This is a genomic window from uncultured Bacillus sp. (assembly GCF_958411575.1).
Lineage (GTDB): Bacteria > Bacillota > Bacilli > Bacillales > Bacillaceae > Bacillus > Bacillus spizizenii.
This window is the reverse complement of sequence record NZ_CATYRA010000014.1, coordinates 1-15,325: the sequence shown is the minus strand read 5'-3', so window position 1 is coordinate 15,325 and position 15,325 is coordinate 1. Positions and strand designations below refer to the sequence as shown.

The following is a 15,325-nucleotide window of genomic DNA, read 5'->3' as shown; positions in this document are numbered from 1 at the left end:
GAATTGATTGGTATCTATTTTTAAAAATTATCCACTCTTTTTTTCACTTTCTTACATAGCTTAAAGCCGAGTTTATTTATATACTCTTCATTTTTCGCCATTATTTGATAAGCTTCAATTATTGGCAAGGTGCGAATTAAAATGTAAGCACCAATAGCTATCAAAACCACACAAACCGGATAGTAGGCATTGAAACCTGAGACAATATGTTTTCTTTCCAGAAAAAAAGGAATTCCGCCTGCTACAATGGAACAAACACCACCGACCAAGACAGCAGCATACCGTCTTTTCATATCTTTATATTTTACTGTCAGCTCTTTATGATGATTTTGGTCAAAAATCAGAGCTTCTTTCTTCAGTACCCTGTATTTATCTTCTACCGTAATCAACCCTGTCACAATAGCCCCAATGCCGAGTACAGCTATGATCATGATAAGGAGTGTATAGATGGCTGGTTCTTGTTTAAAAACCAAATAAGGGACAGTGGATAAAATAAGCAGGCTCAGTCCGAAAGAAACATATTTGGAAACTTTGCGTTCATGCAATAAAAAGCCGTCTGCCATTTCTCTGCTTACATAATATCCTTCTTTATTATCAGTACGCGGCTCAACAGAATCTTTTAACAAATAATCAATTGATACTTCAAAAATGTTTCCAATCATTAAAAGCTTTTCGGTTTCAGGAAACCCTTGCCCATTCTCCCATTTGCTAATCGCCTGCCTTGTCGTGTTTACTTTTTCAGCTAACGCTTCCTGAGACAGTCCTTTTTCTTTTCGCAACTTAAAAAGTTTTTCACCAAATGTCATAGTTAAGAAACTCCTTTGCTTTGATGACTACATTGTATGAAAACAGCGCTCTCCTTTCTATCTTCCAGCAAATGCACTTTGTCAACTTACGGTTGCAACGATGTTATACAGTGCGTCTTATGCCTGTTTAGACCATGTCTTGCTAATTCCTTTTCCTTTTTCAGTATAGATAAACAATTCATTCTTTTCCACTTATTATCCATCCCCTTAACTTGTGATGTGCGTTTTCACTCCTCATTATTTAATTCGTCCAAACGATACAAGGTGATCTCTCTAATAACCAGATTTCAGGTCAGAATATTCGATTCCACTGTCATTCTGCCATTGCACAGCTTCTACTTCTTATCCTATGAAAAATTCGTATCTTTCAAGAAAAGGTTTCATGTATAATCTATTTAGAACCATCTTTTCGTAATATCTAACTTTTGAAAATACAATAAATTGGGGGATTAACATGCTACTCTCAGATACAAATCTAAACACTTGGAAGCCTTTTTCGACATCACCGCCACCGCCGTTTACTCCAGCTGTTGAATCAGCATTGAATAAGCTTATATTTAAAACAGATTAAGAATCTGCGAAATATAAGCTGTTTCGCAGATTCGAAGGAGTAGACAATGAAATCTAAGATACAGTTTATATTATCAATGATCATTTTCGGCACAATGGGTTTAGTTGTGAGATACATTGATTTATCTTCGAGTGAAACAGCTTTACTAAGCAGTTCAATTGGATGTCTATTTTTAATGTTCGTGTTTTTTATGATGAAGAAAACCATTCCGTGGAAATTGGCAAAAGCTAATGCTTACATCTTATTACTTTCCGGCATTGCATTAGGAGGAAATTGGATTTTTCTTTATCAAGCGTACGATCATACAACACTTACTAATGCAACACTAGGGTATTACTTCGCGCCTGTGTTTGTCATGATTCTCTCACCAATGGTCCTTAAGGAACAATTACCTATCAAAAAAATGGTTTGTATTGGTGTAGCGATCATAGGCATGTTATTGATTGTTGGAAACGGCATAAGTGCATCTGGAACAGAGGATCTACTTGGGATCTTTTTCGGTTTAGTCGCGGCTGCATTCTACGCTGCATTGATGTTACTCAATAAATTTATTCACCACATGGGCAGGTTAGAGATTACAATCATCCAACTTGGAATAACAGCTTTACTGCTCTTGCCATATGTTTTTTTCACAGAAGGATTCGGTATCTTGGGAGTATCTAACTCATCCGTTCCTTTTATCATCATTTTAGGCATTGTAAACACCGGTATAGGATTTTGGTTATTTTTCTCGGGTATGCAAAAATTAAAAGGACAGAGTATTGCTATACTAAGCTATGTCGATCCATTTGTAGCTATATTAATTTCTGCAATGATCTTACAAGAACAAATGACCATTGTTCAAATGCTAGGTGGCACACTCCTTTTAGGCTCAACATTTGTTAGCGAGAGTAAATCATTCAAATTTCCAAAACGATTAAGGAAATTATCAACTAAGTAACGTACAAACCAGTGGGTAGCATTCATTTCCCACTGGTTTTGTTCTTTTGCAGCTTTTTTCGTATATAAAAAAAATTTGGCTTTAGCAATTGACAAACGCCCTGTTTATAAAAGTTATTATTTCTAAACTTCACTCAAAGTGATGCTTATTTTTTTTAACCCATTTTGTACATGTTCTTGGTTGACTAACCTCAGGATCACAACTTGAATTTGGTGCCAAGTCATGAACTTCTAAAGAAGATTTCAATGAAAAACTGATCTACGTTAATTTGTCGAGGTTACAGGACATAACGGACCAATTGACCTTTCTTTTATTGGCAATCCGACCCGTTCCCTATTGTTTTTGCTCGATACGATTTTTCATAAAAAAAATATTGACAACAAAAAATCGATCATGTTATTATTAAAAGTTTGATATTACACCTACGTATATGGTAATCTTAAGAAGGTACAAATATGGAGGTGGATGATATGTTTCAAATTGGCGATAACATTGTTTATCCAATGCACGGAGTAGGTATAATTGAAGCCATTGAGGAAAAAGAAATCTTGGGGAAAAAACAACAGTATTATGTCATAAAAATGACAATTAGTAATATGCAAGTTATGATTCCAACGCGCAAAATATTGAGTTCAAGTATACGACCAGTTACTGATATACGTGCATTAAAACACATTATACACATTTTTCAGCATGGAGAATCAGATAGGTTACTGCCATGGAAGCAAAGGTATATAGTAAACACGAACAAAATAAAAACGGGTGAAATCCAAGAAGGCGCTGAAGTTGTACGTGATTTAATGCGTATGAAGAAAGAAAAAGCACTTAATGCAAGCGAAAAAAAAATGTTGGATAATGCATATGAATTTTTGATTAGTGAACTGGAAGTAATTAAAGGAATCACTGAAAATCAAATAAAAAGTTTCTGTTAAGATTAATTATGAATCATGTATTGCATTCCAAAAGATACCCTTAATTTTTCGGAATATTATGATTAAAAGTAAATCATTTCAAAGACGTTCACTTCAACTTACTTTTAGAACTTTAACCTCTTTTGTTGTTCCTTCTCATCCATTTTTATTATTTAAATTTCTTCTACGAACATTTGAAGTGTTATCAAAAAACTCGATAAAATAGTCACTTGATTTTTGTAATCCTGATTCCCACTGGCACGGACAAGGAGCCGTAAGGATGGAAGAGAGGCAGGGCTTTCATTGTTTTAGGTATCTCTAAGTGATTATTTCTAGAAGAAAAAACAATCCATTTCCACTCTATCTTTAAGAAATTCTTATATTCCTTGTTTTCATAAAAGAGATATACGAGTTGGCAACATCTAAATATATGGTCAACAATAAAAAAATGAGGAAATTTCTAGAACGAGATACCATTTTTATTATTCATTTAATCATGAACTTAAATGAACGAGCAGGTTAGTGAAAAAAGAAAGAATAAAATGTAGTTGTATTCGAAAAGAAAAATAAATACTTATAGATATTCCGCATATTGTCAATCCAGTATGTTATACTATAAACAAACCTTTGAAGCGTTAAATCTTTTTTCTATTACCTTGTACCATCTCCCTACTCGAACGTTGAGTAGGGTTTTTTATTGAGTATTATACAGAGAACATAAAAAAACAGGCCCTATTTAAAGAGCCTGTTTGTATAAACGATTGAAGATTAAGAAGCTTTTTGAACGTTAGCAGCTTGAGCTCCACGAGCACCTTGCTCAACGTCAAACGTTACTTTTTGACCTTCGTCTAAAGATTTGAATCCGTCACCTTGGATTGCAGAGAAGTGTACGAATACGTCGTCTCCGTTATCACGTTCGATAAAGCCAAAACCTTTTTCTGCATTAAACCATTTAACTGTACCTTGTTCCATTTTTGTTGCCTCCTAGTGCGTTACCACACATTGTTTTACTATCCCTGCCCAAAGTATCATCAAGACGAAAAGTCGATATTCATACTATCCTTTACACCGAACAAAAATAATTCTTCTTTATCTTAACACGAAACGGAAATAACTGCAAATTAATTTCATTGTTTTATTTATGGCATTTTTCGTTAAAAATGTGTTTACCAGTACAGAAGGAGGTTTGAAAACACAGTGAAAATGAATTACGAGTGTCTCCAAACCGTTTTCTTTGCTCAATCGTCCTTCTTAAATGATTGTTAAAGATTTCTTTAAAAATAAAACTCAGATGTTGCTTGTTCGAGTGCAAGATATTTTTAAAAACAGGGCTGTTCACTGGAAAAGCTTTGTTTCTGCAGATGTTTCCAAACGTTCACTCATGGTATATCCCCATTTGCCAAGATGATCATAAAAAAGTAATACTTGACCACAAATAATCTTAACACTTACTTGTAATGTTTGTTCCTCAAACAATCAATGCTCACGGTCTAAATAAATCGATTCCCATGGGGGAACAGGGAGAGAGTTTGGCCCGATAAGGAGCCGGGTATAATTTTCATACACCTTAAGTATCCCGGCTAGGACTGCTAATAAAGGTGTAATTGAGCTGGAAATCAGTTCTGCGTTTCCAATAAGTTTACAGATGAATGAGAAAGATAATTATCATATATGGTGTATGATGCTGGGACTTCAAAGACAATAAAACGTTTTCTAAACTTAGAAGAACATCAGGGAAGGGGAAATTTTAAAAAAATGAATGAACAAAACCTAAGGACTTTGAGAAAACTGGTTACACCCTATGAAAAGTCCGATTTACAAAAAAGTATTTGTCAAATCATTAACACATTGGTTCCATTTATCCTTTTATGGTATTTGGCATATAAGAGTTTGTCGATTTCTTATTTCCTTACATTAGCTATTTCTGTCGTTGCGGCAGGTTTTTTAGTAAGAACCTTTATCATCTTTCATGATTGCTGCCACTATTCCTTTTTTAAGAACAGAAAGGCGAATCGAATCCTTGGAACAATAACAGGAATTCTGACTCTACACCCTTTTGATCATTGGGCACACGACCATTCTGTCCATCATGCGACAAGCAGCAACCTGGACAAACGTGGTACAGGCGATATTTGGGTACTTACCGTTGAAGAATATAAGAAAGCCTCAACGAAGACAAAAATCATGTACCGTTTGTACAGAAATCCGTTTGTTATGTTTATGATTGGGCCGATTTACGTCTTCGGGATTACCAATCGTTTTAATCGTAAAGGGGCAAAACGCAAAGAACGGATGAATACGTATGTAACGAACCTGGGGATCGTCACTTTGGCAGCACTTTTATGTTGGGTTATTGGCTGGCAAAACTTCCTGCTGGTTCAGGTGCCAATTTTTATGATATCAGGATCTCTCGGAATTTGGATGTTTTATATTCAGCACACGTTTGAGGATTCTTATTTTGAAGAAGATGAGCATTGGGAATATGTAAAAGCAGCAGTTGAAGGGAGTTCTTTTTATAAGCTACCAAAAGTCATGCAATGGCTAACAGGCAATATCGGTTTCCATCATGTTCATCATTTAAGCCCAAGAGTCCCAAACTATAAGCTTGAAAAAGCGCATAACAACACTGAACCATTGCAAAACGTTCCGACCATTACACTGGCAACAAGTCTTAAGTCGTTAAAGTTCCGCCTATGGGATGAAGAAGGCAAAAAATTTGTCGGTTTTAGCCACTTAAAAAAAGCTTCTAAAAGCCAAGTATCAGCGCGGCTAGGAACGGATTAAATAAACTCCCCATATAATCGATAATAAGGGACAGTGTATCTTGCATAATAAAAGTGCAGACTCGCGCAACGGTTTTGTGCAGAGGTCAGCACTTTTTTAATGCCCAGTATACTTGCAGACTCCACAATGCGGTACATTTGTTGCCGTATTTTCCACACAAAAAATAATACCAAAGGTGGTTAAACCCTTGGTATTATTGGGATGCGGCCGAGAGGACTTTTCCTACACGGTTATTCACCCACTAGGCCCTCAATAAAGTGAGCCTGTGTTATCTGTTATAAAACCTTTATATATCAGTGTTTATTTATTTTGATTATAAGGTTTTATAATGATTTATTCTTATTGAGGAGTAAAAATGGAGTAGTTTTTTTCATCACCAGAAAGTACATGACATGTCATTGGTGGCATGTTCGTGTAGCTAACCAATCATAGTAACATACAAGCTTTTTTTCATCGATTATAACCTTAGGTGAAGTAAGAACCCCTTCATGGTTTTACCAAAATTAAAAAAACCAGTTAATCAATTCAACCTTTTTCTCGCACAATAATTTCACTTACATCCACATAATCCGGTTGCTCAATCGCATACGCCATTGCATTAGCAATAATTTCCGGAGGAAGAGCTATGTTACGACCTTCCTTTACGAAAGCAGCGCTGACTTCGTCGGTAATATCGTGTCCAAGCTCAGTTTCTGTAACACCTGGGCTTATTGCCGTAACCTTTAATTTCCCGGCAACTTCTTGTCTCAATCCTTCGGAAATAGCCATCACAGCAAACTTTGTTCCAGCGTACACAGCAGCTGTTGGTACTACGGTATGACCAGCTGTAGAAGAAGTATTAATAATATGTCCGTAGCCCTGTTCCTGCATAATAGGTAATGCAGCAGCAATGCCATACAACACACCTTTAATATTTACATCAATCATTTTCTCCCACTCGTCTACTTTTAATTTATCTAATGTAGACAATGGCATAATCCCTGCATTGTTAATCATGACGTCTACTTTTCCATAGGTAGTTACCGCGTGTTTCACAAGGTTTTCTACGTCGCTACGTTTGGTTACATCCGTTACTTGATAGGTGGCTGTCCCGCCTTTGGAAGCAATGGAGGCTACCAGTTCTTCAAGATTTTCTTTTCTGCGTGCTCCTAAAACCACTTTTGCACCTTTTTCAGCGAGAAGTGCAGCCGTTGCACGTCCAATTCCACTGCTTGCCCCTGTAATAACAATTACTTTATTTTTCATCTCTAAAACTCCTTTTAATGATTTTTTATATCCTGCTCCCTACAATTAGTTAGGAATTTTTCACTTAGGGGAGGACGAGGAGCTCACTTTAAGCTTTTTCAAGTTACCGGAAAATTTGTCGATGCATCAAGGAGATCCGTTTTTTATCCAACCGTAATGGAGTTAATTCTTGTACACATATAAGCCCTTTCTCCCTCTGAATGAAAAGTCTCAATGACTTCATAAATAATTAATTTTAGCTACGATATTATTCTTGAATTTTGAACCAATCTGGTGCCTCTTTAATGGCAGCCCAAAGTTTTTTGGAATTTCAAGCTCACTCACTTTTGAAGCCTTCAACACTGTATCGATTCCAGCTTGATCTCCAGCTTTAACCTTTTCAACCCAATCTGGATTGATAATTAGCGCATGACCAATAGGTGCTAGGGAAAGACCCTTTTGCTACATCATCCGGCGTTTCCATTGAACTAGCCAGCTAATAAAGTAACTCTGCCGTTTACATGTTCAACAATTAATTCAAGATACGTTTTTTCATCTTGACTATCCACTGGTGTTGAAGAAAGTGCATTTGCCAATGAAACATGTACGTAATCAACATCCTCTTCAATTAAGCGTTCAATTAATTCATAGGTATCGTTGATTCTTAAACCACTGTGATTCTTCAGGAGAGATTCTGTACCCTAAAAATAAATGGTTTTGTTGTATTCTTTTTAATTACATTTTTCAATTCCTGTACGATTGCTATTGGGAAACGCATGCGATTTTCTAATGATCCTCCCCATTGATCTTCACGTCTGTTGAAGAGTGGTGAGAAGAAGTTTTGCATTAAAAATGCATGAGCACCATGAAGTTCCACGCCGTCAAAACCTGCTTCAATTGCTCTTCTTGTTGTTTCTCCAAAGGCATGGATGATATCTAAAATTTCTTCGTGTGAAAGTTCTCTTGGTACTACCTTATCCTGATGAAATAGAGTTGGTTCTGTTACCACTGAACTTGCACTTACGACATCACCATTTGGAATAAGATCTGCTACACCTTTGTTACCTGCATGAAAAATTTGAAGGATAGCAGGAGCTCCGCCACTTTTCGCTGCCTCCGCCAATTTACGTAAACTCGGGATAAATTTATCGTCATAAGCTGCAAATTCATTTGTAAATCCTATACCGTTTGGAGCAACGCGCGTACAACCTGTAATAACAAGCCCTACTCCATTCACTCTTTTTCTGTAATAGTTTAATTCATCATCTGAAACAGTGTAATCATCGTTACTTGACCAAGTTGTCATTGGTGCCATTACGACTTTATTTTTAAGAGTAATCCCATTTTTAAATGTAAAAGATTCAAATAAGTTAATGTTACCACTCGATTCGTTTTCCATCTCTAAAGAACCCCCCATTAGGTCCCTCAGGTCCAATAGTCGCTAACCAAAGGATAGACTCAGCTGCTTGCTTTGGGGTTCTTGGAGCAGATGGTCCACCCATATCTGTACTTACCCATCCCGGACAGACCGCATTTATTTTGATATCTCCTTTGACTTCTGCACTTACCAATTGTGTCAATCCATTCAAGGAAAGTTTAGACAACTTATAAGCGCCTACTCCTTGTTGGGCCATTTCTCTCATTGTCCCATATCCTGAAGAAACATTAATAATTCTTCCATAGCCTTGCTTTTCCATGAGTGGGATAAAGGAATGGATGACATAGTAAGCACCGAAGAAATTAGTTCTCATCGTTTTCTCTAGAATAGAAGGGTCCATAGTCAATAGCTTTTCATTCACATTCAAATACACACCAGCATTATTAATCAATACGTCTAATCTTCCATACCTCTCACTTACTGTAATCGCAGCTTGACGGATGCTTTCTTGATTGTCTACATCCAACATCACAAACGAAACATCCAGATCTGATTCCTTAAGTTTTTCCGCAGCTTCATGACCCATCTTTGGATCCCGACTTGCCAAAATAACCTTAAAACCTTTTAGAGCTAATTGTTTAACCAGCTCATATCCAATTCCTCGATTCCCGCCGGTGACAAAAGCAACTTGTTTATCCTGTGACATTTAAATCCTCCCTTTTTCTCCTGCTAATAACATTGGCTAGGGCGATTTACATTTTTAAATATTTCAGTTCTTTGATTAAAGTAACAACTGGCAATCTTATCAAGTAAATAGGATAGATATTAAACTGCTCACCACTTAATTTCTAACGAAATTTGATCCTGCGAACTCCGAAGTATCCTTCTTATAGCATTGAGTCTTATCCATTGTTTCAATTTATTAGAGTTCTTGAATGGTTGGACGAACAATCATCTCATTAATCGCTACATCTGATGGTTGTTCAATGGCAAATGCAATGGTATGAGCAATGCTAGCAGGCTCGATTTGAACTTTTTTATTAGCTTCAACGGATGCAGATTTTAATTCTTCATCTGAAATGGTATCTAGTAATTCTGTATCAATAGTCCCTGGCGAGATAATGGTTGTACGAATATTGTTGCTATACTCTTCTATACGAAGACCTTCTGTTATGGCTCGTACAGCAAACTTGGTACCACTATAAACTGAACTAGCAGGGAATACTAAGTGACCAGCTATTGAGGAAACATTTATGATATGCCCTTCTTTTCTTTCTCTCATGGACGGAAGAACAGCAGCAATACCATAAAGTACACCCTTGATATTAACATCAATCATCTTATCCCATTCATTGATTTTTTTCTGATGAACTGGTGATAAAGGCATTACTCCTGCATTATTAACCATTACATCAATTTTTCCGTACTCTTTAAGAGCATAATGAGCTAACTCTTCCACTTGTTCGTGTGAGGCAACATCGGTCACTTTATAAATAGCTTGCCCGCCTTTATTTTGAATCTCTTCTTGTAATTTCTTTAATCGATCTTCGCGACGAGCCGCCAGTACCAATTTCGCACCTTTAGATGCAAGTTCTCTTGCAGTAGCTTCACCAATTCCACTAGAGGCCCCTGTAATAATGACAACTTTATCTTGAATATTTGACATTCAAATAACATCCTCTCTTATAAAATACTTGATAGAACAATCAACTTTCTATTTTTATTAGGTGAAGGGAGGAGGGGAATTTCCTTCACCAATCATCTTTTAGGAGTAAGCTGGGTGTACTTTAATAATTGTTAAGGACTCTTGCTGTTACTGCTCAACACTCTGCATGTGGATTTCATTCATACGACCACCGTGCACCTTAACTTTAGAGAAATTCGTTTCAAGTTCACGAAGTTCTGCTGGTGTCAGCTGAATATTTATAGCACCTAAATTTTCGTTCAGGTGGTCTATATTACGTGTACCTGGGATCGGAACAATCCATGGCTTCTGTGCCATAAGCCAAGCAAGAGAAATTTGAGCCGGAGTAGCGTTCTTTTTCTCTGCAAATCTTCTGAGCAAATCAACAATCGGCATATTTGCTGCTAAGTTTTCAGGAGTAAATCGAAAGAAGCCAGCTCGCAAATCCGTACTCGCATCAAAATTTGTGCGAGTATCTATTTTTCCAGTGAGATAACCCAAACCAACTGGTCCCCATGGAACGAATCCAATTCCTAGCTCCTCACAGGTTTTCAGTACGCTGTTTTGTTCTGGAGCTCTTTCCATAAACGAGTATTCGCTCTGAATTGCTGTAACAGGATGTACAGCATGCGCTCGACGGATTGTATTCTCACTCGCTTCAGACAAACCGTAATGCAAAACCTTTCCCTCCTCGATGAGATCTTTCATTACACCAGCGACTTCTTCGATGGGCACTTTCGGATCTACTCGGTGCTGGTAATAGAGATCAATTCGGTCCGTTTTAAGGCGCTTAAGTGAGTCCTCAACTACTTTCTTGATGTGTTCTGGTCGGCTGTTAAGACCTTCTGAACCTTCAATGTCAAAACCAAATTTGCTTGCTATAATTACTTCGTCGCGGAAAGGCGCAAGCGCTTCTCCAACCAACTCTTCATTAGTATATGGGCCGTAAACTTCGGCTGTATCAAAGAACGTAACGCCTTTTTCATAGGCTGTATGAATAGTTTTAATGCCTTTTTCTTTGTCTGCAGGAGGTCCGTAGTTGTCACTAATACTCATGCACCCAAATCCTAATTCCGATACGTCTAATGTTCCGAGTCTTCGTGTTTTCATTTTATTTTCCTCCTTTTTGTAAGAGTTTATTAACTCTTCTTGTATTTAAATGATGCAAAAATAGGTTACTCCTTAGAGTGGACTCTAAAGCAAGTGTTTTTTTGTTTTTTTTCGATAAAAACACAATTTAGAAATCTGTCTGTATGAGGTTTATCGAAAAGGCGAAACTCTTGCAGTTGCTGTTCAGCAATATTTTGATAACGTTAGGCATAAAAAAAGAAATGGAAATTCTCACTACATATGATCTAATGAGGGAGCATGGTGTCCTCAAGCAGATTTTATAATTATTCGAGGATGCGTTAGGCGCTTAAATGGACAACAATCGTATGAGCCACAAACGATTCGATTTATCTCTACCATACAGCTTCTATTACTATCAATTCATTGAGGAATATCATCAGAAACTTGAGGAAGATTACGTTTTTATTCCCCCGAACGTACTTACAAAATTTGATCCAGGTGCCTCTCAATCTAACAGCACCTCTATTTACACGAACTATTTTTCGCATAAAAAAACTGTCCCAAAATCAATAAAAAATTGGGACAGTTGCAACAAAAGTAGGTAGTATTTTAAAATTTTTTGAATTACTAAGTACTGCTAAGTACATCCAAGTCGGTTGACTCAATGATGGGTATACCGATTACCAGCTAGATACCTCGTAATTATGCATCCTCGTACGCAAGAGAAGTTGATAAATCACGGTAAGCGTTGATCTGCTCTTGGAGATCTGCTACTTTCTGCTCAGCAGCAGCTATTGCATCAGCCCCAGCGATCCAGCGTAATGGTGGTTCCTCCTGGCTTGCGATTGTAATCAACGCCTTACCTAATTTCGCCGGATCTCCACCCTGCTTGCCGCTCATTGAATCCCATCCAGCGCGAGTTTTTTCAGTACGCTCGGTATAATCATCGATTGTCAACTCAGGCCAAGTCCTCGACTCCGGCTCTAGCAAGTCTGTACGGAAGAAGCCTGGTTCAACGATGGTAGTCTTTATACCAAAAGGTTCTACCTCGAAGCGTAGTGATTCCATCCAACCCTCAACTGCGAATTTTGAAGCTGCGTAGGCGGAAGTGAACTCTCCTCCAACCAAACCAGCTATTGATGAAATCGAGATAATGTGTCCTGAACGAGCCTTGCGCATCACAGGTAGCGCTGCACGAGTGACATTCATCGGACCAATAAGGTTGGTGGCTAGTTGTTTCTCAATCTGAGCCGGGCTTAGTTCCTCGAAGTAACCCGCATAGAAGTTACCGGCATTATTAACCAGCACGTCGATTGTTCCGAAGCGCTCTACTGCCGTCTTGACAGCCGTCTCAGCATCAGTTGAACTAGTAACGTCTAATTTAACAACTAGTAAATTTTCGTTTTCACCAATGACCTTAGCCACCTTTTCTGGATTTCTACCTGTTGCAACAACCTTATAGCCTGCTGCAAGAGCAGCCTTTGCAATATCAACACCCATGCCGCGTCCGGCACCAGTAATAAACCAAACTTTGTTGTTAGTCATAAATTTTTCCTCCTAATCGTCTAAAATATTTTCTTTCCCTTGAATGGGAGCAAGAATAGGTTACTCCTTAAAGTCGACTCTAAGGCAAGTCTTTTTTTTATAAATGAAAGAAATAACCATCTGTTACTTACGATACTTATTTTCATAAAAATTTATTTTATTATCTATAAACTCTAAACTTTGACGAATCTTATTAAATTCTTCCACTACTTTTTTGCGATGATCCTTAAGTAAAGCTAACCTTTTCTCAACTGTTTCATCCCCCATACTTCCCCAGAGAAAAAATTGTTTCATGTCTTTTAGTGACATCCCAGTATTTTTTAGATGAAGCAAAGATTCAATCCATAATTTATTTTCATCCGAGTAAATTCTGACATTATTATCGTCTCTGTTTACTTTTATTAATCCTTCTCTTTCATAGAACCTTAATGTATGTTCACTTAAGCCCACGATTTTAGAAAATTCCCCAATAGAATATGTCAATATTAACTGCCTCCATCTCATCAAATGTGTCTTTTCCTTTTTTAAAATTTGCGACATAAATAAAGAGTAATACTTAGAGTTTACTCTAAGTCAAGGGATATAATACTTATCATAAAAAAACTGTCTTATATTTATTAATAAAATATAAAAGGCTATCTTCAACAATCGAGGCGTGTTTGTTGAAGAAAAAAGGACCTAATATATTTTATATGACTAATTTGAAAGTCCTTTAATTTATCTATTTTTAAAATTAGGATCTTGAAAAAAAATGAAGTTACTGCAAAGTCCCCCGAACTCCACACGCTAAAGATTCCAGACGGCACTGTCGTTAGATGACGAGGACTTCAGAGTGCTTAAAAGATAGGTATTCGAAACTTGGGCCAGAGCTGCCACTGAGTTGAAATTAAATTCTTGTTTAGTTTTAATCATTTGTATAATAGTATGTTGAACTACTTCTAGAGTTTTTTATTATTTGCTTTACTTACTAGCCCGGAGAAATTAGGCTTTTACCCAAAAAAAGAATAGCCTTTTGACTATCCTTTATCCATCTCTCTCTTATTTCAATAGAATTTGCGCAAACATTCCATACATGAGAATAGCTATAAGTGGTGATATAGTCTATCCAAACCAGTTCCTAAAGCCTTCTTAGCAATACCCAAAACTCCTCCGAAAATAAGAGTAATACCATAAATCCAAATTTGTTGTTTTTCTAATTTTTCTCTAGTTATCTTCATATTGATAATCTCCGCCTCGTTAATTCTTAGGAAACTTTGTTCTTTTTCTATCTTAAACCCCTAGTTAACTACTTTTACTTGAAATTGATGGCATGTCATGGAGACGTTTAGAGAGATTAAATAACCTAAGCAAAAATAAAAGAAGATACCAATATAGTTCGGTATCTTCTTTAAAAGTTCGAGTCCCTCAATAAAGTGGAAGCTTATCATCAATTACAAAAGCCTGTTATTACAAGCATTTGAAGTCATTCATTACATCTATTTACACTATTTTATAGCCATTTTGGGCACAAAATGGGCACGCTTTTTAGGAGGCAACTCACTGAATGTTATATAGTTATTCATTTTATTTGGTGCCATGCCAACTAAATAACCCGAATAAAAAACAATTCGATTTTTAAATCGACCAAAAGGGGCAGAAATAATATGTTATACCTGCCACCTAACTCCAAAGCGAAAGAATGGATCATTCATAATAATTTTCTCCGTTTCAGGATTATAATCTAAAGCAGGTTCTAATGGAGAACTTTCCTTAAAGATTTCAACCATTTTATTTAATGTATACACTACATGACTTCTATGTATATCTTTTTCTGTAGACATACACATTCGACTTCTCTTTTTATTCTCTCAGCTTTTTCAACCTGATCATTCTTTATCGAAGGTTTCATATTCGCTATCGCCGCGCCTGTTAAATCGTCCCCGACTTGATTTTTCTCTTCTAATGGTCGTCATAACCACTACTGCATTCAGTGAATACTTATGTATTTCAGTTGTATTTCAGTATAACAAGATAAGCCATCATCAGTTGTAGAAACACCTGTAGACAATTTAAAAATATTCATAAAAAAATACCAAAGGTCTACAACCCTTGGTATCATTGATGCGGCCGAGAGGACTTGAACCTCCACGGGTTATTCACCCACTAGGCCCTCAACCTAGCGCGTCTGCCATTCCGCCACGACCGCGTGATCATGAAATTGTGTTTGTGCTGGTTCAGTAGGCTCTTAACCTAGCAAAACCATTTTGCGTGCACTTTGTAAATAAAGTGCGGGTGAAGGGACTCGAACCCCCACGTCGTAAGACACTAGATCCTAAGTCTAGCGCGTCTGCCAATTCCGCCACACCCGCAAAAAGACAAATGGTGAGCCATGAAGGACTCGAACCTTCGACCCTCTGATTAAAAGTCAGATG

The 15,325-nt window shown here is 37.1% G+C and carries 14 protein-coding genes, 2 tRNA genes and 1 pseudogene; 3 read left to right on the top strand and 14 right to left on the bottom strand.

Features of this window, described 5'->3' with window-relative positions; genetic code table 11:
* Window positions 1-20: 20 nt before the first annotated feature.
* Window positions 21-806, bottom strand: a complete 786-nt coding sequence (locus Q5C82_RS18415; protein WP_003225243.1) for a helix-turn-helix domain-containing protein — start codon at window positions 804-806, stop codon at window positions 21-23.
* Window positions 807-1,423: 617 nt separating this feature from the next.
* On the opposite strand from Q5C82_RS18415, the gene Q5C82_RS18410 reads away from it, so the two are divergent.
* Window positions 1,424-2,317 (top strand): DMT family transporter, encoded by an 894-nt coding sequence (locus tag Q5C82_RS18410; protein ID WP_003225241.1) that lies wholly within the window; start codon window positions 1,424-1,426, stop codon window positions 2,315-2,317.
* 470 nt (window positions 2,318-2,787) lie between these two features.
* Window positions 2,788-3,249 (top strand): CarD family transcriptional regulator, encoded by a 462-nt coding sequence (locus Q5C82_RS18405; RefSeq protein WP_032727364.1) that lies wholly within the window; start codon window positions 2,788-2,790, stop codon window positions 3,247-3,249.
* Between the two features lie 747 nt (window positions 3,250-3,996).
* Here Q5C82_RS18405 and cspC read toward each other — a convergent pair.
* A complete protein-coding gene (gene cspC, locus Q5C82_RS18400) occupies window positions 3,997-4,200 on the bottom strand; it encodes a cold shock protein CspC (protein ID WP_003225237.1) in 204 nt (67 codons plus the stop codon).
* Window positions 4,201-4,704: 504 nt separating this feature from the next.
* Window positions 4,705-4,803, bottom strand: a complete 99-nt coding sequence (locus Q5C82_RS20525; RefSeq protein ID WP_367950484.1) for a molecular chaperone TorD family protein — start codon at window positions 4,801-4,803, stop codon at window positions 4,705-4,707.
* A gap of 180 nt (window positions 4,804-4,983) precedes the next feature.
* On the opposite strand from Q5C82_RS20525, the gene Q5C82_RS18395 reads away from it, so the two are divergent.
* On the top strand, window positions 4,984-6,012 hold the full coding sequence (locus Q5C82_RS18395; protein ID WP_003225235.1) for a fatty acid desaturase: 1,029 nt from the start codon (window positions 4,984-4,986) through the stop codon (window positions 6,010-6,012).
* Window positions 6,013-6,537: 525 nt separating this feature from the next.
* On the opposite strand, the gene Q5C82_RS18390 is transcribed toward Q5C82_RS18395, so the two are convergent.
* The 11 genes and pseudogenes from Q5C82_RS18390 to Q5C82_RS18340 all read right to left on the bottom strand — a co-directional run bounded on the left by Q5C82_RS18390 (window position 6,538) and on the right by Q5C82_RS18340 (window position 15,262).
* Window positions 6,538-7,257 (bottom strand): SDR family oxidoreductase, encoded by a 720-nt coding sequence (locus Q5C82_RS18390; RefSeq protein WP_003225233.1) that lies wholly within the window; start codon window positions 7,255-7,257, stop codon window positions 6,538-6,540.
* Window positions 7,258-7,504: 247 nt separating this feature from the next.
* Window positions 7,505-8,635: pseudogene (locus Q5C82_RS18385) on the bottom strand (NADH-dependent flavin oxidoreductase).
* On the bottom strand, window positions 8,613-9,320 hold the full coding sequence (locus Q5C82_RS18380) for an SDR family oxidoreductase (RefSeq protein ID WP_003225229.1): 708 nt from the start codon (window positions 9,318-9,320) through the stop codon (window positions 8,613-8,615). The pseudogene Q5C82_RS18385 and the gene Q5C82_RS18380 overlap by 23 nt, the downstream one beginning before the upstream one ends.
* Window positions 9,321-9,536: 216 nt before the next feature.
* Complete coding sequence (locus Q5C82_RS18375; protein WP_003225227.1) at window positions 9,537-10,280, bottom strand: SDR family oxidoreductase; 744 nt, start codon at window positions 10,278-10,280, stop codon at window positions 9,537-9,539.
* Between the two features lie 147 nt (window positions 10,281-10,427).
* Window positions 10,428-11,408, bottom strand: coding sequence for an aldo/keto reductase (locus tag Q5C82_RS18370; RefSeq protein ID WP_003225225.1), 981 nt, complete (start codon window positions 11,406-11,408; stop codon window positions 10,428-10,430).
* Window positions 11,409-12,071: 663 nt separating this feature from the next.
* Window positions 12,072-12,914: an SDR family NAD(P)-dependent oxidoreductase gene (locus tag Q5C82_RS18365; protein WP_003225220.1), complete on the bottom strand. Its 843-nt coding sequence runs from the start codon at window positions 12,912-12,914 to the stop codon at window positions 12,072-12,074.
* Window positions 12,915-13,037: 123 nt separating this feature from the next.
* Window positions 13,038-13,397, bottom strand: a complete 360-nt coding sequence (locus Q5C82_RS18360) for a MerR family transcriptional regulator (RefSeq protein ID WP_003225217.1) — start codon at window positions 13,395-13,397, stop codon at window positions 13,038-13,040.
* 599 nt (window positions 13,398-13,996) lie between these two features.
* Entirely contained in the window at window positions 13,997-14,131 is a 135-nt protein-coding gene (locus Q5C82_RS18355; RefSeq protein WP_003225215.1) for a hypothetical protein, read from the bottom strand.
* Window positions 14,132-14,560: 429 nt separating this feature from the next.
* The gene (locus Q5C82_RS18350) at window positions 14,561-14,734 is read right to left on the bottom strand and encodes a hypothetical protein (RefSeq protein WP_003225212.1); all 174 of its coding nucleotides are present in this window, start codon (window positions 14,732-14,734) and stop codon (window positions 14,561-14,563) included.
* Window positions 14,735-15,015: 281 nt separating this feature from the next.
* Window positions 15,016-15,099 (bottom strand) — tRNA-Leu (locus tag Q5C82_RS18345).
* A gap of 81 nt (window positions 15,100-15,180) precedes the next feature.
* Window positions 15,181-15,262, bottom strand: a tRNA-Leu gene (locus Q5C82_RS18340).
* Between the last annotated feature and the right edge of the window lie 63 nt (window positions 15,263-15,325).